Source organism: Corallococcus sp. M7 (assembly GCF_054512695.1).
This window is the reverse complement of the sequence record NZ_CM137252.1, coordinates 8,900,166-8,921,384: the sequence shown is the minus strand read 5'-3', so window position 1 is coordinate 8,921,384 and position 21,219 is coordinate 8,900,166. Positions and strand designations below refer to the sequence as shown.

Sequence of the window (21,219 nt, the reverse complement as noted above, 5' to 3'; positions counted from 1 at the left end):
TGCTGAACCATGGATCAAGGTCGGCGTACCTCGGACCGCAAGTCGGTCGGTCTGTTGGTGAAGCTCAAGCATGAGACCGTGGGGAGCTTCACCGAGGAGTTCGCCACCAACATCAGCCCCGGGGGCATGTTCATCCGCTCGCGCACGCCGCAGCCGGTGGGCACGCCCGTGCGCTTCGATGTTCAGATCGCCAACGGCGTGCGCGTGCTCCAGGGCACCGCGACCGTGCGCTGGGTGCGCGATGTGAACGACCCCGCGGGGCCTCCGGGCATGGGGTTGCAGTTCCAGGAGCTGGACACCGCGAGCCGCGCGCTCGTGGACCTGATGCTCCAGCGCAAGCCGGGTGGCGGTGCCGCGCCGGCCGCGCCGCTGCCGTCCATTGCTCCGGTGGTCGCGCCGGGCATCGCGCCGTTGGCAGCGCCAGGCATCGCGCCGTTGACGACGCCGGGCATCGCGCCGGTGCGTCCGCCCGTGGCCGCGCCGCCGGTTGCCGCCGCGCCCCGGCCCGCCGCTGCCCCCGCGCGTCCCGCGGCTGTCGCGCCGCCCGCGCAGCCCGCGGCGGGTGGTGCCGCGCTCGATTCGCTGTTCGATGATCTGGATGCCCCGTCCAGTCCCGCGCCTGGCGCGGACGAGCCGCTATCCCTGGGCGGCGCGGACGAGCCGTTCTCGTTGGGCTCGCCCGACGAGGACATGGGGCTGGCGCAGGCGGACTCCGCGAACGACGTGGACATCCCGCTGGATGAGCTCATCGCGGGGACGCCTCCGCCCACCGTGCAGGGCGTGCTGTCGGGAAGCGACGAGCCGCTGCCGGGGCTCGACTTCGAGTTCGAGGCTCCGGTCGTGGGAGAGCCCATCGCGATGGGCGAGCCGCTGGAGGAGGTGCCCATCGAAGTGGGGCTCTCCGTGGAGGACGGCGCGGCTTCGGGCGACGCGGGTGGGTTCGAGCTGGATTTCTCGGATGTCTCCCCCGAGCCGCCGCCTCGCGCCGCGCCGGTGCCTCCGGTGCCCGTGCAGCGCGCGGCCCCTCCGCCTCCGCCCGCCGCGATGCCCGTGGCGCCACCGGTGGCACCCGCGCAGCCCTCTGGCGGCAGCGCCGAGTTCGACTTCGACCTGTCCTCCCTGGATGACGACGCGCCGCTGGAGTTGGCGCGCGAGCCCACGTCCTCGCCGGGCCGTCAGCGTCCGTTGGGGCGTGAGCCCGCGTCCTCGCCCGGCCGTGCCGCCGCGCCGGGGCTGGGGCGTGAGCCTGGCTCCGCTGCTGGCCGTGCGCCGGGACTTGGGCGCGAGCCTGGATCCGCCGCCGGTCGCGCGCCTGGACTTGGGCGCGAGCCTGGATCCGCGGCGGGCCGTGCCGCGCCGGGTCTGGGACTCGAGCCGGGCTCCGCCGCTGGACGTGCGCCGGGGCTGGGGCGTGAACCTGGCTCCGCCACCGGCCGTGCCGCGCCGGGGCTGGGGCTGGAGCCGGGATCCGCCGCTGGCCGTTCCGCCGCGCCGGGCCTGGGCCTGGAGCCTCGCTCTTCTGGCGGTCGTCCGGCGGCGCCGGGCCTGGGCCTTGAGCCTCGCTCTTCTGGTGGTCGCCCTGCCGCGCCGGGTCTGGGCCTGGAGCCGCTTTCCTCTGGAGGTCGCACCGCCGCGCCGGGTCTGGGGCTTGAGCCTCGCTCTTCTGGTGGTCGCCCCGCCGCGCCAGGCCTGGGACTGGAGCCGCTCTCCTCTGGCGGTCGTGCCGCCACGCCGGGCCTGGGGCGTGAGCCCGGATCCGCCGCCGGACGTCCTGCCGTGCCGGGCCTGGGACTGGAGCCTGGATCCGCGGCGGGCCGTGCTCCGGGGCTGGGCCGCGAACCTGGATCCGTGGCGGGCCGTCCCTCGGCACACGCTCCCGGTGAGCTGCCGTTGGAGCCCGGCTCCTTCGCCAACCGTCCCTCGGCGCCCGGCCTCTCCCAGGAACCGGCGTCGTCCTGGGGCCGCGCCGTTCCGCCGCAGCCTCCCGCGCCGCAGCGTCCGTCCGGCGGCAGCGCCGAGTTCGACCTGGACCTGTCCATCGACGACGACGGACCGCTGGAGCTCGCGCGCGAGCCCGTGTCCTCCGTGGGACGTCCCGCCGCGCGGCCCGTGGCCCCTCCGCCGCCACAGCCGCCGCCGAGCGTGCTTCCTCCCTCCGTGCGCCAAGCCCCGCCCGCGCCCGCTGCTCCGGTAGCCCCCGCGACGCTCGCGCCCGCCGCCGCGCCGGTGGCACCCACGCCCCCGGCCCTGGACGCCAACGGCCAGGTGCGCCCCATCTACCTCACGCCGCCGCAGACGCTGGCCGGCACGGGGCCGGTCATCGGCATCGACCTGGGCACCACCAACTCCTGCGTGGCGCTCCTGTCCAACGGCCGTCCCGTCGTGCTCCGCTCGCGCGAGGGCTACAACACCATCCCGTCCGTCATCTCGCTGAGCGCGCAGAACAAGCTGCTCGTCAGCCACCGCGCGAAGAACCAGCTCGTGCTGCGGCCCACGCACACCATCTACGGCGCGAAGCGCCTGGTGGGCCGCCCCTACGACAGCGCCGTGGTGAAGCAGGTGCGCGAGCGCTTCCACTACGAAATCACCCCCGACGCCGCCGGCCGCGCCGCCGTGCGCCTGGGCAACGACGTGCTGTCGCTGGAAGAGGTGCAGGGCATCATCCTGCGCGAGTGCAAGGAGATGGCCGAAACCCACCTCAACCAGAAGGTGGAGCGCGCCGTGGTGACGGTGCCGGCCTACTACTCGGAGCCCCAGCGTGAAGCGGTCCGCAAGGCCGGCGCGATGGCCGGCCTCAAGGTGGAGCGCATCCTCAACGAGCCCACGTCCGCGGCGCTCGCGTACGGCCTCAACCGCGAGCTCAACAAGAAGGTGCTCGTCTACGACCTGGGCGGCGGCACCTTCGACGCGACCATCCTGCGCATCGAGAAGAACGTCTTCGAGGTGCTGGGCACCGGCGGCGACATCTTCCTGGGCGGTATCGACTTCGACAACCTCATCGTCGACTTCCTCCTGGAGCGCTTCCAGGAGAAGGAAGGCATCGCGTTCAACGGAGACGGCATCGCCCTGTCGCGCGTGGGCGACGCCGCCGAGCGCGCGAAGATGGCGCTGTCCGAGCGCAGCACGTTCGAAGTCCACATCCCCATGTTGATGATGGACGACGCGGACGCCCCCGGGACCTGCGCGTGACCATGTCGCGCCAGGACCTAGAGAAGATCTGCGACCCGCTGCTCAACCGCACCATCGACGTGGTGCGCGACGTGCTCCTGGACGCCAAGCTGAAGGCCTCGGAGGTGGACGACATCATCCTGGTGGGCGGCATGAGCCGCATGCCGCTGGTGCGCGACAAGCTCAAGGGCCTGTTCAGCAAGAACGCGCAGGCGAGCGTCAACGCGGACGAGGCCGTGGCGTTGGGCGCGGCGCTGTACTCGGGCTCGGTGGACAAGGTGAGCAGCGTGGTGCTCATCGACGTGCTGCCCATGACCATTGGCGTGGCCATGCCCGGCGGCGGCTTCAAGCGCGTCATCGAGCGCAACAGCCCGCTGCCCACGCAGCGCTCGTTCGCCATCAGCACGTCGCAGGACAACGAAGAGCGGATGGAGCTGTCCGTCTTCCAGGGCGAGGACAACCACATCTCCGCCAACGAGTACCTGGGCACCGTGCGCATGGAAGGCCTGCCGAAGGGCCCCAAGGGCTCCGTGCGCGTGGCGGTGACGCTCAAGCTCGACTCCGAATGCGTGCTGCACGTGGAGGCGCGTGAGTATTCGACGCGCAAGGAGGTCAAGGCGACGCTCGCCACGCGCTACTCGCCGGAGGAGCTCCAGAGGCAGCTCCAGGTGAGCAAGGAGGCGGTGAGCGCCGCCGAGGAGCGCCGGGGCGCGGACCTGAAGGATCGCGCGGGCCGCTTCTGGGGATTCGTGAAGAAGGCGCTGGGCCGCAAGTAGACTGGGCCTCATGACCGCCTCCGCCCCCCGCTACATGGCGCGCTTCCGTTGCATCGCGGAAGCGTGCGAGGACACCTGCTGCGCGGGGCTGACGGTGCCCATCAGCGAGTCGCGCTGGAGCCTGTTGCGCCAGAAGGTCGCGGGCACACCGGACGAAGCGCGCGTCGCGGCGCTGATTGCGCCGAACCCGGACGGCGCCACGGGCCAGCAGGCGGGCATCCTGGGCAAGCGCGCGGACGGACACTGCGCCTTCCTGGACGAAGCGAAGCTGTGCTCGCTCCAGCGCCGGTACGGTGAAGCGGTGTTGCCGGACGGCTGCTCCGTCTTCCCGCGAGTGCTCACGCGCTGGGGCGCGCAGGTGGAGATGGCCGGGTCGCTCGCGTGTCCGGAGACAGCGCGCCTGTGCCTGTTGGCGGAGGACGCGCTGGTGCGCGAGCCCGTGCCCGAGGAACAGGCCCTGCGCCCACAGGTCGCGCGGCAGGTGGCGGCCGGAGACGACGCGTGGACGGCCCACGCGGACACCGTGCGCGAAGCGATGCTGCGGCTCTTGAACCGCCGCGAGGTCCCGTACGCCGCGAGGCTGTACGCGCTGGGCCGCATGGCCCTGGACCTGGGCGACTTCTACTTCCCGGGGACGACGGCGTTCGGTTCCGCGGAGACAGAGCGGCTCGCGCATGTCCTGCGCGAGTACGAATCCGCGGACACGCTCGCGTCCCTGAGCGCGCAGCTCGAAGCGCTGGAGTTGCCCGGTGGCCCGTGGGCCGGCATCTGCGCCGCCGTGCTCCGTTCACGCGAGGCCGCCGTGAGCAGCCCGCGCTTCCTCTCGCTCATGGACGCCGTGCGCGCGTCCTACGGTGGCGCGGAGACGCATCCCGACCAGGCGTGGGAACTCCATGCCGCGCGGCGCTCCGCACTGGAGTCCCTGCATGGCGAGCGCGTGCACCAGTACTTCCTGCACCACGCGCTGAACCACGTCCTGCGCCACCCGTTCACCGAGGCCGACAGCCTCCTGAACGCCGTGTTCCTGCTCGTGCTGCGCGCCTCTGTCGTTCGCTGGGTGCTGCTCGGGCACCCGGCCGTGGTGGCACTGCTGGAGGCTCCTGGCACACCCGTGGCCGCGCTGGACGCCGCCGCCGTGGAGGCGTTCCAGGTCGTCGCCAAGCACGTGGAGCAGGCGCCCACGTTCCTGGACTTCGCGAAGGGGCTGGCCGGCGAAGGTCCGGAGACCTTCGCGCGGCTGCTCATCCTGGTGAAGGGCCTGTAGCTCCCGTCAGCCCTGCTGCTTCGGCTTCGCGCCCAACTGCTGCATGGCCCGCTGGAACGACGGGTATTCGTGCGCGCCCTGGATGGCCAGCCGGTCACCCAGGATGAAGGTGGGCACCGCGCGGATGCCCATCTCCTGGGCCTCGCGCACGGACTCCTCCACCACCTGCCGGTAGCGGCCTTCCTCCACCACGCGCTGGAGCTCGTCCGGATCCAACCCGGCCTCCACGCCCGCGGCCCGCAGCGTGTCCCACTGCCAGAGGTCCTGACCCTCACTCCAGTAGCGCCGCAGGATGGCCGCCTGGAAGGGCTCCAGCCTGCCTTGAGCGCGCGCGTACTCCGCCGCCTCGTGCGCCCGGCGCGTGGACGGGATGATGTCCCGCTGCACCATCGTCAGCCCGGCCTTCGCGGCTCGGAGCTTCAGCGGATTGTTGGGGTCCTTCATCCCCTGGCGCACGTACTCGGGCAACGGCAGCCCTTCCGGAGGTGTCTCCGGGCGCAGGAAGTAGGGGTGCCACTCCACCTGGACGTCGTATTCCTTCTTCAGCTTCTCGACCTCACCGAGGCCGACGTAACACCAGGGTCAAACGAAGTCGGACCAGATGTGGACAACGATGGGTGCGCTCATGGGCTGAATCTCTAGCACCGCGCGTCAGGGCCTTCCACCCATTCCACCCGGGCCCGCATCCATCGGTGGACAGTGCGTCCTGCCGAGGGCACGGTCCGGGTTCCATCTCTCCGGAGGAATCCACCCGTGCCCCTGTCGCTCCTCGCGGCCCTGGCGCTCGGCGCGAATCCCGCGTCCGCGCCGCATCCGTTCAATCAACAGGACCTGGTCACGCTGCGCCGGCTCAGCAGCCCGCGCGTCTCTCCCGACGGCCGCCAGGTCGCCTACGTCCTGCGCTCCACCGACCTGGAGGCGAACCGCGGCCGCACCGACCTGTGGCTCGTCAATCTGGATGGCTCCGCGCCGCGCCAGCTCACCTCGGACCCGAGCAGCGACAGCGACCCCGTCTGGGTCCCGGACGGCAAGAGCCTCTTCTTCCTGTCGTCGCGCGGCGGCTCCTCGCAGGTGTGGCGCCTGCCCCTGGACGGCGGCGAGCCGCTCCCCGTCACGAAGCTGCCGCTGGACGTGAACAGCTTCGCGCTGTCGCGTGACGGCCAGCAGCTCGCGGTGGCGCTGGACGCGCGCCCTGACTGCGCGGACCTCGCGTGCAACACCCAGCGCGCCGCGGAGGCCTCCAAGAAGAAGACCACCGGCCGCGCGTATGATCAGCTCTTCGCCCGCCACTGGGACACCTGGAAGGACGGCACGCGCTCGCACCTGTTCGTCGTCCCCGTGGCTGGCGGCACGGCCGTGGACGTGATGAAGGGCATGGACGCGGACGCGCCCAGCAAGCCCTTTGGCGGCGCGGAGGAGTTCACCTTCACGCCGGACGGCAAGGGCATCGTCTTCGCCGCGCGCGACGTGGGCCCCACCGAGTCGTGGTCCACCGACCTGGACCTGTTCCTCGCGCCCGTCGACGGCAAGACGAAGCCGCGCAAGCTCACGGAGAAGAACCGCGCCACGGACACGAGCCCCGTGTTCAGCCCGGACGGCAAGACGCTCGCGTACGTGGCCATGTCCCGCCCCGGCTTCGAGGCCGACCGCTACCGCGTCATCCTGCGCACGTGGCCGGGCGGCCAGGAGCGCGTGCTGACCCAGGACTGGGACCGCTCCGCCGGCTCGCTCGCGTGGAGCAAGGACGGCGCCACGCTCTACACCACGGCCAATGACGTGGGGCAGGGCACCGTGTTCGCCCTGGACGTGGCCACCGGCAAGCCGCGCGCCCTCACGAAGGGCGGCAGCGCGGACGGCGCCCAGCCCGCGGCGGACGGCCAGGTCGTCTACGCGATGGATGACCTGGACTCGCCGGCGGACCTGTACGCGGTGAAGGCGGATGGCACCGGCGCGCGGCAGCTTACCCAGGTGAACAAGGACGCGCTCGCGGGCCTGAAGTTCGGCGCCTTCGAGCAGTTCAACTTCCCGGGCTGGAACAACGAGACGGTGCATGGCTACGTGGTGAAGCCCGTGGACTTCGACCCGAAGCGCCAGTACCCGCTGGCCTTCCTCATCCACGGCGGACCGCAGGGCAGCTTCGGCAACCACTTCCATTACCGGTGGAACCCGCAGGTGTACGCGGGCCGCGGCTACGTGGCGGTGATGATCGACTTCCACGGCTCCACCGGCTACGGCCAGGCCTTCACGGACTCCATCTCCGGAGACTGGGGCGGCAAGCCGCTGGAGGACCTGCAGAAGGGCCTGAACGCCGCGCTCCAGAAGTACCCCTTCATCCACAAGACGAAGCGGTGCGCGCTGGGCGGCAGCTACGGCGGGTACATGATCAACTGGATCGCCGGCAACTGGGCGGACGGCTTCCAGTGCCTCGTGAACCACGACGGCATCTTCGACGAGCGCGCCGCCTACTACGACACCGAGGAGCTGTGGTTCCCCGAGTGGGAGCACAAGGGGCTGCCCTGGGAGAAGCCGGAGTCGTACGAGAAGTTCAACCCGGTGAACCAGGTCGCGAAGTGGAAGACGCCCATGCTCGTCATCCACGGTGGCAAGGACTACCGCGTGGTGGACACGCAGGGCATCGCCACCTTCACCGCGCTCCAGCGCCGAGGCATCCCGTCCCGCTTCCTGTACTTCCCGGACGAGAACCACTGGGTGCTCAAGCCGCAGAACAGCATCCAGTGGCACGACGAGGTGCTGGGCTGGCTGGACCGCTGGACGCGCAAGTAGCTTGAAGTCCGGCGGAAGGTGAGCCCTGGGGCCCAAGGCCCCAGGGTTTCACCCAGGCATCAGGGAATGCCGAAGCAGTCGTCGATGCAGCTGGAGATGACCTCCGCGCAGGTGCGGTCGGCGATGCACTGCGAGCACTCCGCGGTGCGCTCGCGGCGGTCGTCCTGCTCGCTCTCCTTCTCGTCCTCCCAGGCGCCAATCTTCTCGGCGCACTTGCCGGTATCCAGGTCGGAGTCGAAGCACGTCTTGCGGTAGTCGCAGATGGCGTCGGCGTCGTTGGAGCAGCCGGTGAGGAGCAGCACGGAGACACAGGAGGCCAGGGCAATCAGTCGGGACATGGCCCGGCACTATGCACGTGGAGGACGCCTCCCGTGAATGCACTTCAGGGGAGGCGCTTCCACGCTTCACCGCTGCTGCATTACTTCGTCTTCGTCGCACCGCCCATGGAGCCGCTCGGGGGCGTGGTGCTCGGCGGGGTGGCGCCGTGGTTCATGGAGCCGTGGTCCATGGTGCCGCCCTGCATGCCGGCGCCGCCCACGCCCATGGCATCATCCAGCTTGCCCAGCGTCTGGTAGGCCATGTCGCGGTGCTTGGGCAGCTCCTGGGTGAGGTTGGTGAGCATCGTGGCCAGCTCGCCCGTGGCGTTCATGCCCTGCTGCGCGGCCATCACCTTGCCGATGGCCATGTCATGCGCGCCCACCTGGCCGGCCATGTAACACGAGTCGAACGGCGCGCCCTTCAGCGACTGGAGCTTGTCCATGTCCGCCTTCTCCGCGGCCATGGCCTTCTTCTCCATGTCATTGGCGGGCTTGGGCATCTCCGCCAGCTTCATGTTCTGCGACTTCGCATAGTCCATGACCTTCTGGTCGGCCGTGGTGTGCGAGTCGATCATCATCTTGGCGTAGCTCTGCACGTCCGGGTTCTGCGAGTTCTTCTGTGCGAGCTCGGCCTGCTTGATCTCCGTCTGGTTGATGTGGTGCAGGCGCTCCAGGAAGGCCTTCGGATCCGACGGGGCCATGAAGCCCTTGAACTCCACCATGCCCTTGGGCGCGGTGGCCGTCTTGGCGCCGGGCGCGGGGGTGGCGGGCGTGGCGCTCTGGGCCAGCGAGACGCCGCCGGTGAAGAGGACGGCGGCGAGGGTGACTCCGTGCAGGGTGCGCTTCATGGGTGCAGCTCCTTTTCAGGGCCTCGTGAGTGAGGCGGGACAAGTCGGTGGACCGGACACACCCGGTCCGCGCGGCGCACCTTGGAGCAGGGCGCGACGCTGGACCCAGTGGGTGGGGAGGAGGACGTGTGCCAATTCACGTTGCGCCCGCGGACCGGTGCGCCAGTGGACAGCGCCACTGACCCCGGGACCGGGAGCGGACGTTCAGCACCGCACGACTGTCTGGGAACGCCATCCCGTCCTCCTCGTGCCCGGAAAGCTAGGCATCCCGGGAGGGAGGGAAGGGAACGGAGGTAGGGCCCTGGCTGGCTGGCAGCCGGGGAGGAGGGCTACTTCGCGGGCTTCGGCGCGGCCTTCTGCTCGGGGGCCGGCGCCGGCTTCGGGGCGTCGGGCGTGCCGGCGGGGACGTTCTTCGTCTCCGACAGCTCGTCCTCGGCGCGCAGGAAGGCCTGGGCGGCGCGGTCCACGTCGTCGGGCTTGAGGCCCGTGAGGTTGGCGGCGGCCACGCGCGTGCGCGACGCGAGCGCCGTCTCCCCCAGCGCGCCGTGGATGCGCGTGAGGGCCACGTGGATTTCCGGGTCGAACGGATCCGAGGCCAGCGCCTCCAGGTACGCCGTCTTCGCCTTCGGGTAGTCCTTGCGGAACAGCAGGATGCGGCCCAGGTGCACGTTGGTGGAGGGCGAGCCCGGGTGCATGCGCAGCGAGCCGCGCAGCACGGACTCCGCCTCATCCAGCCGGCGCAGCTCCAGCAGCGCGAGCGCGAACTTGTTGGACACCGACTCGTACTTGTCGCCCACCAGCTTGTGCGCCCGCGCGTACTCCTCCGCGGCGGCCTTCACCCGGTTGCGCTCGCGCAGCACCTCGCCCAGGTGCGCGAACTTGCGCGCGGGGACCTCGGTCACCTCGGAGAAGCCGCCGAAGGAGATTTCACGCCCCTTCTTCTCGCTGTCCTTCTGAGCGCCCTTGGCGTCCTCCTTGAGCACCACGCGGTCGTCGCGCGGCACCAGCTCCTGCGGGAAGGGCTGCTTCTTCACGTAGGACAGCCAGGTCTTCTCGAAGAGGGGGAAGGGCATGCCCGTCGCCGCCTCCACCGCCTTCTTGTCCGGCTGGCCCGCCTTCAGCTCCTGGAGCAGCGTGCGCAGGCCCGCGGTGCCCTTGGTGCCGTGGATGTAGTCGATGGCGTAGAACACCTCCGCGAACGCGGTGGCCGCGTCCTCCGCCGTGGGCAGCATGGCGATGGAGGGGTGCATCTTCTCGAAGGGGATGAGCTTGTCCTCCTTCACGCGCTTGCCCAGGAGCGCCTGCGTGGATGGCGTCATGGCCAGGCCGCCCTTGCCGCGCCAGCGCGACTCCAGGAACTTGGCCAGGCCCTCGTGCAGCCAGATGGGCACGGTGTTGTGGGACATCTGGCTGACCACCAGGTGCACGTACTCGTGCGCCAGCGTGTCCTGCCAGTCGTAGCCCTGCGCCACGGCCTTGGGGCTCGTCACCATCAGCTTGTTGAACTTGCAGATGGCGATGGTGCCCGTGGTGCGGATCTGCTTCTCCGTCAGCGTGCTGACGCGGGACAGCTCGCGCGCGTTGTTCACCACCTCCACGCGCACCTTGCCCGGCGGCGTCCAGCCCAGGTCCTCCGCGAGCGCGCGGTGGATGGACTCCAGCGTCTCCAGCGCGTAGGGCACCAGCACCTCTTCCTTGCCCTTCGGGTAGAAGAAGATGAAGTGCTCGCTCTCCGCCTTCTGGTGGTCCTTGACGATGGTGCGCGTGTCCTTGGCGAGCCGCAGGTAGCTGCCCGGCTTGTCCTCGATGTTGGCGCCTTCCAGCAGCGTCACCGCGTCTTCGTACTGGCCCTCCTCGAAGGCCACGCGCCCCTGGAAGTACTTCAGGGGCTCCAGCTCTGAGGGAACGCGCTTCTCGACCTCGGCCAGCTCGCGGCGGGCGCCTCCCACGTCCCAGTCGTCCAGCGACTGCTCCACCTTGCCCAGCCGCTGCTTCACCTCTTCCTTGAGGGCCGCGTCGGGGGGCTGCGCGAAGGCCGTGGGGACGGCGAGCACGAGGGCGCACAGGAGGCCCAGGCAGGGAATGGTCGCGTGCGTGCGGCGGCTCACTTCACCAGCTCCTCGTAGTAGCGCTTCACCTGCTCGCGGTACTTCTCCGGCGCGCCCTGCTTCATCGCGTCCAAGAGGTCCTTGCGGAACTCGCGAGGCGCCTGGAACGCGTCCTCGTCCGGCAGCTCCACCTTGTCCTGCGGGTTGCGGCCGTTGCCCTCCTGGCGGCGGCCGGAGCCCATGGGCATGGGCAGCCCGCGGCCGCCCTTGCGGCCCTTCTGGCTCTGCTGCATCTGCTGCTGGAAGCGCTTGAGGCCTTCCATGGCGGCCTGCTGTTCGCCGTAGCCGCGGCCGGGGTCCTTGCCCTGCATGCGCTGGGACGCCTCGCCCATGCGCTGGCCAATCTCATCCATCTGCTGGCCGGCCTCCTCGCCGAACAGCGGCGCCGTCTGCTCCATGTCCTCCATCTGCTGGCGCAGGCCCTGCGCGCGCTGCTCCAACTGCTGCTGGCGCTGGCCCAGCTGCTGGAGCTGCTGCTTCTCCTGCTGCGACAGCTGCGAGCCCGGCGGCGGGAAGAGGTTCTGCAACTGCTGGCTCACGTCCGCCACGTCGCGCGCGTCCCGCTTGAGCTGCTCCGCGAGCTTCGCGGACTGCTGGCGCACTTCGGGCGGGTTGCCGAACATCTCATCCAGCTGACGCTGCTGCTCGCCCATGCTGGACAGCTGGCGCGCGGCGTCCTCGGCGCGCGCGGCGGACTCCGCGGCCAGGTCGAAGTCATCCACCTTGAGCGCGTTCTCCACGTTGCGCAGCTCGGACTGCGCCTCCTCCAGCGGACGGGCCGCGCGGCTGTTGAGCCGGCCCGGGTCCAGCTTCTGGTAGTCCTCCTGCACCTGCTTCAGCTTGCGGTTGAGCTCGTCCTTGAGGGCCTGGCCCTTCTCCTTGAGCCGGTCGCGGTTCTGGCTTCGGGCCTGGTCGCGCAGGGCGCGCGTCTGCTCCGCGACCTTCTGCTGCTCGTCCATGGTGCCCTGCAGGTCGTCCATGAACTTGCCGAACTTCTCCGCCAGCTCCGGGTACTGCTCCGCGCCGAAGTCCTCCTGGGACTTGTCCATGGACTCGAGCATCTCGTCCATCTGCATGCCCAGCTCCTGGAGCTTCGCCAGGGCCTCGTCCGCCTTGCCCTCCTGCATCAGGCGCTCGACTTCATCCATGGCGCCCTGCATGTCCTCCTGCTGCATCATCTCCGACAGCGCTTCGGCGTTGAGGTGCTCGTCGCGGATGCCCTTGCGCAGCTCCGCCATGCGCTGCATCAGCTCCTGGATGCGCGACTTGAGCTGTTGGATCTGCTGCATCACCTGCTCGCGCGCGGCCTCGTCCGGGTTGGCCTTGAACTGCTCGATGAGGCGCGACAGGTCGCGGCGCTCGTTGGCCAGCTGCTTCGTCAGCTCCTGGAGCGCCTCCAGCTTCTGCCGGTCCAGCAGGGACTCCAGGTAGAGGATGTCGCGCTCCAGGCCCTCGATTTCGTCCTCCACCACGGCGGTGAGCCGGGTGCCGGTGCCCCAGTCCTCGCCGCGCGCGCGCTGAGTGCGCAGGTACAGGCGGCGGAAGTCGGCGGTGGTGCCCACGCTGCGCTTGAGCTCCCCGCCGATGTTCAGGAGCGCGGAGATGATCTCCTTGGGCACATCCTTCTCCCGCGACAGCTCGGAGCCCTGCGCGCGGAAGTCGTCCGCGAGCTGCTGGCCGCTCGAGTCCACGGACTTCGCGGTCTCCACCGCGGCCGCGTCCTTCTGCTTCGCGCGGTCGGGCCCCTCCAGGCGGTCCGCCAGGTGGTCCACGAGGCGGCCCCACAGGACCTCCGCCTTCTCCAGGGCGGCGCGGCGGTGCTCGGCGGCGCTGTAGACGCGCAGGGTCTGCGTGCGGCTGACGCCCTTCTTGGGGCCCTCCACCGCGTCGTTGTCCTTCGCCTCCACGTAGTAGGTGATGCGATCGCCGGGGGCGGGCTTGAGCGGGCCCAGGTCCCAGTTGAAGGTGCCCCGGCTGCGGCGGCTGTCCTCGCGCGGCAGGTTCACGCGCGTCTCCTGCTTCGCGCCGGGCATGCGATACACCAGCGCCAGGCCGGACAGGCCGTAGTCGTCGGTGGCCTCGTACTTGAGCGTCACCGTCTGGCCAGGGTCGACTTCAATCTCCGTGGACGGGATGAGCAGCGTCACCTGGGGCGCCTTGTCCGCCTCCACGGTGAGCGGGATGTCCGGGCCCACCGCGAGCGGCTTCGCGCGCGCGCCGTAGAAGACGAAGTGGTAGTGGCCGCCCTGCTTCGCCACGAAGCTGCCGGTGAGCTCGCGGCCTCCGGTGACGGTGAGGGGCAGCGTCTGGTCGTTGACCACGATCTCCGCGCGCTCGATGGGACGGTCCGAGCGCGTCTTCAGCGCGACCTCGGTGCCGGCGGGCGCGCTGACCTCGCCGTTGGTGCCGGGCACGGTGCGCGGCGCGAGGCCGGTGTACGCGGGGTAGCGGTAGGTCAGCTCGATGTCGCCGGTGATGGGCTCCGCCTGCGCGGCGGTCTCCGGACGCGCGGCCTGCTCGCGCAGGTGCTTCCAGCCCGCGGCCCAGCGGCCCCCCACGAAGAACATCAGCACCGCGAGCGCCAGCACCACGCCGCCGCACGCCATGGCCACGCGGCGCAGCGGCTGGCGGTCCACCACGAGCCCGGGGTCCACCGTGCGGGCGCGCTCGTCCATCTGCCGCAGGAACGCGTCCGCGAGCTGGGGGGACCAGCCGGCCTCTTCACGGCGCTCGCGCGACAGCTCCACCGCGGCGAGCACGTCCAGCGACAGCTCCGGGCGGCGCTGGCCCACGAGCCGGGCGGTGCGCGCGTCGTCGCCCACCTGCCGGTGCGCGAGCACGACGCCGAAGACGTACGCCACCGCCGCGCCCACGGGCAGGGCGAGCCACAAGAGGCTCCGGGCGAGCCCCGGCACCGCGCGGCCCAAGAGGCCCGTGGCGAACAGGAGCACGAGGGCCGCGACGGCGCCCAGCAGCAGGCCCTGGGCCCAGAGCTGGCGGCGCTGGCGGGCGCGCACCTGGGCGAGCAGCTCCGCTACGCCTCCGGAGCGCGCTTCGCGCCGGGCCTGGGGAGGCGGGGCCGGAGGAGGCGGCGGGGGCGGCAGCTCGGGGGCTGGGCTCTGCGGTGTCTCGAGGTTCACGCTGGCTTGTCCGCTCGTCGGTCGCGAGCCAACCCCGAGCGGGGCCGGCTATTTCCCAATTGTGGCGCACTCCCGCCGTCTTCGCGCGTGCATCGCCGGGGCGGAGGACAGAAAGGAAGGCGCCTGTGTCCGCCGCACGAAGGAGGGGCGGACGGCAGGGTTCTGGGGACAACGCGGAAGGGGGACCCGGGCCCTCCCCGTCCGGTGGGGACGGTGGGAGGGCAGGGGGGCGCGCTCAGCCTTCGGCGGGAGGGGTGGGGCGGGAGGGAGCCGCGTCCTCCAGGGGCGCGGAGAGGCCGCCCAGCTCCTCGGCGAGCGCCTTGAGCACCTCCTGGGTGAAGACGATGCGGTCGCGGGGCAGGCGGGCGAGCACGCGCTGCACGGCGGATTCGACGGTGCCCTCGGACGGGATGTCCAGCGCGCGGCCGGAGTCCGTCAGCGCGAAGAGCGCCTTGCGGCCGTCGAGCGGATCCGACTTGCGCTCCAGCAGGCCGCGCTTCTCCAGGCGCTTGAGCACGCCGGTGAGCGTGCTGGGGTGCACGTGGAGGATGTTGGCGAGCGTGCCAGCGGTGATGCCCGGGAAGCGGCCCACGAGCCGGATGACCAGCCGCTGCGGGCCGGTGAGCCCCAGCGTGGACTCCATCCGCTTGGACGTGGACTGCAGGCCATGGTCCACGGCCCACAGGAGGCGCATGAACTCCAGCACCTCACCCAGCTGCTGCTGATGCTGCTGCGAACCCCGGGACCTGCTGCCCTCCGGGCCTGCCATCGACTCCGGGGCTTGTGTGTCCTTCATGGGCGCATCCTCCCTCACCTCCGGCCTCCCTGTCTTTCCGTTGTGTTCCAAAGGTGGCCGTGTCCTAGCGCGTCGGCCTGGGCGTTCCAGCAAAATCCGGAAGGGGTGCTCTCAGGCGGACGGGGCCGCCCGGCTGGAGGCCTTGGGAGGCGGCGATGACGCGGGCGGATGACGCGGGGGCGCCCAGGCGTGATGGGTCCTGGTCCCTGGGAGACCCTCCGTGTTTTCCTGGCTGTCCGGTGGCCCGGGGATTGGGGCCGCCCGGTTCCTGGAGGCCTGGAGTCCGCCATGTTGGTCCTGCCTGACGGTCGCGTCATCCGCTCGCCGAGCGCCACGATTCCCCTGGAGCTCTTCGGGACGAAGATTTCGGTCACCACCAACGGGGGCGGGGCCAAGGTCAGCATCAAGCTGGAGGAGCTGGGCAAGTACCTGGCGCGCGAGTACCTGGGCCGGTACTTCCCGACGGGGTGGGTGACGGACCTGCTCAAGTCCTTCGTGGACGTGAAGACCAAGTGCAACGCGGCGCTCAGCTACAACTACAAGCGTCCGAAGCGCGAGGGGCTGCACGGCTTGATGATGGACGCCGCGAACAACGCGTTCGGCGACATCCAGGGCGCGCTGATGGGGGTGGAGCATGGGCCGTTCGAGATGTGGAACACGGTGGAGGACCTGAACGGGACCGCGCGCAAGTGGAAGCCGACGGACCCCATCCGGGCCTGCACCGCGAAGGTGGCGGTCGGGTTGGTCCTCAAGTCCAAGAAGGCGTGGCTTCCCATCGACGGGTCGCTGAAGGTCAACTACTCGGTGGTCTACGAGGAGTACGTCGACCGCATCGAGGTGCACCTGGCGGACATCAAGATCGCGGGCGGGCTGAAGTACCACGCCAAATTGGAGATCCCCCGGCTGTCCACGGTGGTGGAGGGCATGGACCCGTTCGCGGGCCAGTACCCGCTCGGGGGCACGATGGCGCTCCCGTCCTCGGTGATTCCGACGAAGAAGAAGGTGGAGGCGGAGCCGCTGACTATTGAGGGCTCCTCGAAGATCAAGCAGCTGGCCTTCAAGCAGGAGATGGATGCCGCCTCGTTCACGTGGAACCGGCGCACGGGGGCCGTGGGCATCTCCGGCTTCGTGGTGCAGAACTTCCAGCTGGTGCTGCTGCTCGTGCTGATCTTCTTCATCTACTTCCGGTGCACGTACATGAACCTCAGCAAGCTGATGGACCACTGAGCGGACTGGAAAGAAGGGCCGCCATCCCCGGGGCATGCCGGGTCCTGGGAATGACGGCCCTCCTGAGCCTGACTCATCCAATGGTTTTCATGGGTTCGTCGCGCCTGCCTCCTTTCCCGGCGATGCGGAGGCGGGGACCTGCTCCTTCTTGAGCGTCGTGGGGCCGGTGAGGGCCAGGTGGGCCCTCAGCTTGAGGAACTTCTTCTTTCCGAAGCCCTTGACCCGGACCAGCTCCTCGACGCGACCGAAGGGCCGCTTCTTGCGGTGCTCGAGGATGCGCTGCGCCGCCTTCTCACCCACGCCCGGCAGCAGATCCAGCTCCGCCGCCGTGGCTTCGTTCAGGTTGACCACCCCCACGTATTGCATGCGCGGGCTGGCGGCATCCGCACGCCCCGGCCCCATCAGCACGCAGCCCAACACCCACGCCCAGGCCCACTTCACGAGTGGCCCCCCACGCCCGACTCCAGCGAAGGCTCGCCGCCCCCGAAGCGGCTGCCGGCCGCCGTGTCGCGCTTCTCCGCCGCCTCGCGCACGTGCAGCTTCCCGTCCAGGGGCAGCACGTCCAGCAGGACGTTGAGCGAACCGTCCTTGTTGACGAACGCGCTGCCCGCGCGCACCCAGATGCTCCCGCCCTTGCCCTCGCGGATGGAGAACACCGCCAACCGCTTCCCCGCCATCAGCATCGACACGCTTCCCCCTTCAGAATCCCGCGCCACCACGGCCCGGGCACCTCGCTGGCTCGACCGCCTGAGGTCGCGTCCGGGCTTGAGCAGCCCGCGTGCCAGCGGCGTGCTCCTCTGAAGTCGTGTCAGTGCACCGTGCGGCGGTGCGCGCGGCGTCCACGCGCGGGGATGGGCGCGGATGCTCCAGTGGGTGTCTTGCTCGGTGAGAGTCGGGGCTTGTTGAGCACGCACCGTGCTTCCGGGTTCGCCTCAGGCAGTGGGGCTGGTCCGGCGGCACCGGTGCTGCATGGCGTTGGAGCCGTGAGCAGGCGCAAGAATCCCATAGAGAGAGTAGTGAGCCGCGTCCCGGAAATGACGGGTGCGACCTCAAGCCGAGCTGGGAAATCGCCAGCGACGATGGCACACCAGGGCTCGTCGGTACGCTTGCGTAAGCTGCTTGTTGATGCTCCCGGCGAACAGGAGGTCTCCATGCTCGTCCACGACCTGAGTTCCATGATCGAGGTGGCTCGTCAGCAGGTCGCGGTCACCGCGAACGCCGCGCTCACGACGCTGTACTGGCAACTCGGACATCGCGTCCTTACCCAGGTGACGGGTGGGCAGCGTGCGGAATACGGTGGTCAGATTGTCTCCGCGGTGGGGCGACAATTGGAGGCACGCTACGGGCGTGGCTTCGGCGAGAAATCACTCCGGCACATGGTCCGCTTCGCCGAGGCTTTCCCTTCTCCAGAGATTGTCTCCGCACTGCGGAGACAATTGTCCTGGAGCCATTTCAAGCAGCTCATCTACATCGAGGACGAGCTGAAGCGTACGTTCTACGCGGAGATGTGCCGGGTCGAGGGCTGGTCGACGCGGACGCTGGCCCAGAAGATCGACAGCATGCTCTTCGAGCGCACGGCGCTCTCCAAGAAGCCGGAGGAACTCATTCGTGGTGAGCTCACGGCGCTGCACGAGCAGGGCGAACTCACTCCAGCGCTCGTGTTCCAGGACCCGTACATGCTCGATTTCCTCGAGCTCTCCGACACCTATAGCGAGAAGGATCTCGAGTCGGCCATCCTCCGCGAGATCGAGCGCTTCCTCCTCGAGCTTGGCGTGGGCTTCGCCTTTGTCGAGCGACAGAAGCGCATCACGCTCGACGGCGACGATTACTACCTCGACCTGCTCTTCTTCCATCGGCGCATGCAAAGGCTCGTCGCCATCGAGCTCAAGATCGGCGACTTCAAGCCCTCGGACTCCGGTCAGATGGAGCTCTACCTGCGGTGGCTCGATCGACACGAACGCCAACCTGCCGAGCAGGCTCCTCTCGGCATCATCCTGTGCGCTGGCAAGAAGCGCGAGACGGTCGAGTACCTCGACCTCGACGCGCGCGGAATCCATGTCGCTGAGTACCTGACGGAGCTGCCTCCGCGTGAGGTCCTCCAAGAGCGTCTCCACCGTGCGATTGCGTCCGCGCGTGCGAGGCTCGAAATCAGTGCAGGAGCCGACGTGGACGTCGCTTCGGGAAGGAGGGCCGCGACGATTGGGGGGCCGAAGCGCAAGCCCCAAGGCCGGAAGCGACGGCTCCGGGCCACACGGGCAGCGCGTTGACGGGATTCGTCGGGCAAGCTCACCTTCCCGTTCCGGGCTCAGCGCTTCGCGCGGCGTGAACTCCAACCGTTCCAGAGCCGGAGCGTGGCGAGCAGGCCCAGTACCGTCAGTCCTCCTCCAGCCTGGGTGCAGCCCTTCTTGGAGTCGCCTGGCTCATGGCGCGGATCCTTGTCCACGGTCCCTCCGTCCGCGCATTGGGCCCGCGGGTGGCCTTCCGCGAGCGCGCCCTTCGTCGGGCAGCTCAGCTCGAAGTCCACGCTCGCGGAGGGAAGCGTGAGGTTCGCGTGCTCCAGCGTCGCCGTGAGCGTGGCCCGGTGCCGGCCCGGCAGGAGGCTGTCGCTCGGTGGCTGCCCCGAGCAGCTCCTGGAGACGCAGACCGTGTAGAGGAAGAGCAATCGCCAGACGTTGTCGGAGCGATGCCACTCGGCGTTGTCCTCACCCGTGGAGTTCAGCACGCCGTGCGTCGCGTACCTCCAGGGCTTGCCGTCCACCTCCACCGTCCAATGCACCCACGGAAGGAACGGCACCAGCTCCGGTGACGGTGTGAAGCGCAGCGTGGTCGATTCCCCCTGCTCCATCCCTTCACTGCATATCCAGTCCCCGTACACATTGAAGGAACCCCGGATTGGCGTGTCGGCTGTCAGGGTGCCGAGGGTCGTGGGCAGGGGCCGCGCTGGGCCGGCGGTGAACGTCACGGACCGGGTCTGGGGCCCCTGGCGCTCACAGGCCCCCTTGGCCTCGATGCGGTACGGGGTGCCCGGCTCCAGCGGCGCGTCCGGGACCAGGACCTGTGTCTCGTGCGCGCCCGCCGTGACGGTCGCGGATACTGGAGTTCCATCCGGTAGCAGCAGCCGGAGGGTGGACGGATCCACGCTCTCCTGACGCGGCGGTATCGCCACCAGCCCGGGGACGTTCGCGGGCACCACGCCTCCGTCCTCGGGGAGCGGGAAGCGCACTCCTTGCTCGCAGTCAGGCGCGATGCAGGCGCGCGCTGGCGTGGGAGCGAGCATGCCCATTCCCACGAGGGACATCCCCACAGCGCTCCATCTCCAGGCGTCTGTGTTCATGTCCCATTGGACACCTGCGTCCGTGGGATTGGGACATCGCTCCGCCACCAGGCATTAGACGGAGTGAGTCTCAGCGCTCGCTGTCGAGCAGCTTCATCTGCTGCTCGGGGTAGCGCGTGCCGGCGATCGCCTCCTTCGGAAGGATCGCCTCGACGGCGGCCACGTCTTCGGGCGACAGGGGCTTCTCCAGCGCGCCGAGCACGTCGAGCAGTTGCTTGCGCGTGCGTGCACCGACGACGGGTACGAACGCCGGTTGCTTCGCGAGCACCCACGCCACGGAGAGCTGCGCGGGCGTCATCCCGCGCTCCGCGGCGTATGCGTGGAAGCGCGCGACGGCCGCTGCGTTGCGCTGGTCCGCTTCGCCAGCGAAGCGCGGGTAGTGCACGCGGGCTCCTTCCACCTTCGCGCCCGTCAGCAGTCCGCGGGAGAGCACGCCGTACAGCGTCGCGCTCATGCCCAGCTCGGTGAGCGTGGGGAAGAGGGTCTTCTCCGGCTCGCGCGTGATGAGCGAGTACTCAATCTGGAGGTCGCTCAACGGGTGCACCTTCGCCGCGCGGCGGATCGTCTCGGCGCCCACCTCGGAGAGCCCGATGCTTCGCACGTAGCCGCCCTTCACCAGGTCAGCGATGGCTCCCACCGTGTCTTCAATCGGCACGTTCGGGTCCAGCCGCGCGGGGCGATAGATGTCGATGTGGTCGACGCCGAGCCGCTGCAAGCTGTACGTGATGAAGTTCTTCACCGCTGCGGGGCGCCCATCGAAGCCCACGGGTGCCCCGTCCGGTCCCCTCATGGCCCCGAACTTCACCGAGAGCCGCACCTTGTCTCGCTGACCCTCGATGGCTCGGCGGATGAGCAGCTCGTTGTGACCGCTGGCGTAGAAGTCAGCCGTGTCCAGCAGCGTCACCCCTCGCTCGATCGCCTCGCGGAGGGTCGCGATGCTCTCCGTCTCGTCGGACGGCCCGTACGCTCCGGACATGCTCATGCAGCCGAGTGCGATGGGAAACACCCGCGGGCCTGTCGTACCGAGCTGCGTCGTGCGGTGGGTCGGGGGCATGGCTTCCTCTCCTCCTGCGGTTGGATTATCCGGAACATTGTTCCGGTATGCCCGCACGTATGCGGAACGTTGTTCCGTTTGTCAAGGCGATGAAGAGGCCCCGTGCCTTGACGGGCTGGGGGTGACCTCCTAGAAGTGCCGGGCCCTTGGGTGCCCATGCCGGGCCTTCAAGAGGGAAGCCGGTGCGAGTCCGGCGCGGTCCCGCCACTGTGAACGGGTTGCCCTGAGGTCCAGGGCCGGAAGCCTCGGCTGTCACCACTTTCGCGTTCCGCGAAGGGAAGGTGGAGGGTTCCTTCCAGAAGGGTGCAGCGTGCGCCCACGTCTGGAGCCTGTCAGCCAGGAGACCTGCCCAGGGGTGCGGCAGCGGTGCTGCCGTGAGGCCTTCTCTCTTCGACGGAGGGAG

15 protein-coding genes, 1 pseudogene and 1 riboswitch are annotated in these 21,219 nt (G+C 69.7%); of the genes and pseudogenes, 6 read left to right on the top strand and 10 right to left on the bottom strand.

All coding sequences use genetic code 11. The features are described from left to right. The first annotated feature begins 9 nt into the window (after positions 1-9). Genes ACX114_RS35765 through fliB form a run of 3 tightly spaced genes read left to right on the top strand, consistent with a single transcriptional unit; the run spans position 10 to position 5,208 of the window. Positions 10-3,189, top strand: coding sequence for a TIGR02266 family protein (locus ACX114_RS35765; RefSeq protein ID WP_459291849.1), 3,180 nt, complete (start codon positions 10-12; stop codon positions 3,187-3,189). Between the two features lie 2 nt (positions 3,190-3,191). Further along, complete coding sequence (locus ACX114_RS35760) at positions 3,192-3,944, top strand: Hsp70 family protein (protein ID WP_459300373.1); 753 nt, start codon at positions 3,192-3,194, stop codon at positions 3,942-3,944. A gap of 10 nt (positions 3,945-3,954) precedes the next feature. Beyond that, complete coding sequence (gene fliB / locus ACX114_RS35755) at positions 3,955-5,208, top strand: flagellin lysine-N-methylase (protein WP_459291847.1); 1,254 nt, start codon at positions 3,955-3,957, stop codon at positions 5,206-5,208. A 6-nt stretch (positions 5,209-5,214) separates the two neighbouring features. Here fliB and ACX114_RS35750 read toward each other — a convergent pair. Next, a pseudogene (locus ACX114_RS35750) lies at positions 5,215-5,778 on the bottom strand (DsbA family oxidoreductase); the annotation flags it as partial. 183 nt (positions 5,779-5,961) lie between these two features. Here ACX114_RS35750 and ACX114_RS35745 point away from each other — a divergent pair. Next, entirely contained in the window at positions 5,962-7,992 is a 2,031-nt protein-coding gene (locus tag ACX114_RS35745; RefSeq protein WP_459291845.1) for a S9 family peptidase, read from the top strand. Positions 7,993-8,051: 59 nt separating this feature from the next. Here the strand turns inward: ACX114_RS35745 and ACX114_RS35740 are convergent, their stop codons facing one another. The 5 genes from ACX114_RS35740 to ACX114_RS35720 form a co-directional block, all read right to left on the bottom strand. After that, on the bottom strand, positions 8,052-8,330 hold the full coding sequence (locus ACX114_RS35740) for a hypothetical protein (RefSeq protein ID WP_459291843.1): 279 nt from the start codon (positions 8,328-8,330) through the stop codon (positions 8,052-8,054). Between the two features lie 80 nt (positions 8,331-8,410). Then, positions 8,411-9,157, bottom strand: coding sequence for a DUF4142 domain-containing protein (locus ACX114_RS35735; RefSeq protein ID WP_459291841.1), 747 nt, complete (start codon positions 9,155-9,157; stop codon positions 8,411-8,413). A gap of 329 nt (positions 9,158-9,486) precedes the next feature. After that, entirely contained in the window at positions 9,487-11,265 is a 1,779-nt protein-coding gene (locus tag ACX114_RS35730) for a peptidase MA family metallohydrolase (protein WP_459291839.1), read from the bottom strand. Next, positions 11,262-14,405, bottom strand: coding sequence for a DUF4175 family protein (locus ACX114_RS35725; protein ID WP_459291837.1), 3,144 nt, complete (start codon positions 14,403-14,405; stop codon positions 11,262-11,264). The genes ACX114_RS35730 and ACX114_RS35725 overlap by 4 nt, the downstream gene beginning before the upstream one ends. Before the next feature lie 235 nt (positions 14,406-14,640). After that, a complete protein-coding gene (locus ACX114_RS35720) occupies positions 14,641-15,174 on the bottom strand; it encodes a MarR family winged helix-turn-helix transcriptional regulator (RefSeq protein WP_459300371.1) in 534 nt (177 codons plus the stop codon). Positions 15,175-15,489: 315 nt separating this feature from the next. Between ACX114_RS35720 and ACX114_RS35715 the strand changes: the two genes are divergently transcribed. Beyond that, a complete protein-coding gene (locus ACX114_RS35715) occupies positions 15,490-16,428 on the top strand; it encodes a hypothetical protein (protein WP_459291835.1) in 939 nt (312 codons plus the stop codon). Between the two features lie 87 nt (positions 16,429-16,515). Here ACX114_RS35715 and ACX114_RS35710 read toward each other — a convergent pair whose 3' ends face one another. Next, a complete protein-coding gene (locus ACX114_RS35710) occupies positions 16,516-16,830 on the bottom strand; it encodes a ComEA family DNA-binding protein (protein ID WP_459300369.1) in 315 nt (104 codons plus the stop codon). A 35-nt stretch (positions 16,831-16,865) separates the two neighbouring features. Next, on the bottom strand, positions 16,866-17,111 hold the full coding sequence (locus ACX114_RS35705; protein WP_459300367.1) for a hypothetical protein: 246 nt from the start codon (positions 17,109-17,111) through the stop codon (positions 16,866-16,868). Between the two features lie 468 nt (positions 17,112-17,579). Here ACX114_RS35705 and ACX114_RS35700 point away from each other — a divergent pair, with 468 nt between their 5' ends. Next, entirely contained in the window at positions 17,580-18,695 is a 1,116-nt protein-coding gene (locus tag ACX114_RS35700) for a PDDEXK nuclease domain-containing protein (RefSeq protein WP_459291833.1), read from the top strand. Positions 18,696-18,733: 38 nt separating this feature from the next. Here ACX114_RS35700 and ACX114_RS35695 read toward each other — a convergent pair whose 3' ends face one another. Further along, positions 18,734-19,726 carry a hypothetical protein gene (locus ACX114_RS35695; RefSeq protein ID WP_459291831.1) on the bottom strand — a complete coding sequence of 331 codons (993 nt, stop codon included), beginning with the start codon at positions 19,724-19,726 and terminating at the stop codon, positions 18,734-18,736. 106 nt (positions 19,727-19,832) lie between these two features. Beyond that, positions 19,833-20,816, bottom strand: coding sequence for an aldo/keto reductase (locus ACX114_RS35690; protein WP_459291829.1), 984 nt, complete (start codon positions 20,814-20,816; stop codon positions 19,833-19,835). Positions 20,817-20,947: 131 nt separating this feature from the next. Beyond that, a riboswitch (cobalamin riboswitch) is annotated at positions 20,948-21,183 on the top strand. The last annotated feature ends 36 nt before the right edge of the window (positions 21,184-21,219 follow it).

What these genes read in the sequence shown, in the direction of transcription:
- ACX114_RS35690 (WP_459291829.1), bottom strand. Translation starts at nt 20,816, where the DNA reads ATGCCCCCGACCCACCGCACGACGCAGCTCGGTACGACAGGCCCGCGG.
- ACX114_RS35740 (WP_459291843.1), bottom strand. Translation starts at nt 8,330, where the DNA reads ATGTCCCGACTGATTGCCCTGGCCTCCTGTGTCTCCGTGCTGCTCCTC.
- ACX114_RS35760 (WP_459300373.1), top strand. Translation starts at nt 3,192, where the DNA reads ATGTCGCGCCAGGACCTAGAGAAGATCTGCGACCCGCTGCTCAACCGC.
- ACX114_RS35735 (WP_459291841.1), bottom strand. Translation starts at nt 9,157, where the DNA reads ATGAAGCGCACCCTGCACGGAGTCACCCTCGCCGCCGTCCTCTTCACC.
- ACX114_RS35710 (WP_459300369.1), bottom strand. Translation starts at nt 16,830, where the DNA reads ATGGGGCCGGGGCGTGCGGATGCCGCCAGCCCGCGCATGCAATACGTG.
- fliB (WP_459291847.1), top strand. Translation starts at nt 3,955, where the DNA reads ATGACCGCCTCCGCCCCCCGCTACATGGCGCGCTTCCGTTGCATCGCG.
- ACX114_RS35715 (WP_459291835.1), top strand. Translation starts at nt 15,490, where the DNA reads ATGTTGGTCCTGCCTGACGGTCGCGTCATCCGCTCGCCGAGCGCCACG.
- ACX114_RS35695 (WP_459291831.1), bottom strand. Translation starts at nt 19,726, where the DNA reads ATGTCCCTCGTGGGAATGGGCATGCTCGCTCCCACGCCAGCGCGCGCC.
- ACX114_RS35705 (WP_459300367.1), bottom strand. Translation starts at nt 17,111, where the DNA reads ATGCTGATGGCGGGGAAGCGGTTGGCGGTGTTCTCCATCCGCGAGGGC.
- ACX114_RS35720 (WP_459300371.1), bottom strand. Translation starts at nt 15,174, where the DNA reads ATGGCAGGCCCGGAGGGCAGCAGGTCCCGGGGTTCGCAGCAGCATCAG.
- ACX114_RS35765 (WP_459291849.1), top strand. Translation starts at nt 10, where the DNA reads ATGGATCAAGGTCGGCGTACCTCGGACCGCAAGTCGGTCGGTCTGTTG.
- ACX114_RS35700 (WP_459291833.1), top strand. Translation starts at nt 17,580, where the DNA reads ATGCTCGTCCACGACCTGAGTTCCATGATCGAGGTGGCTCGTCAGCAG.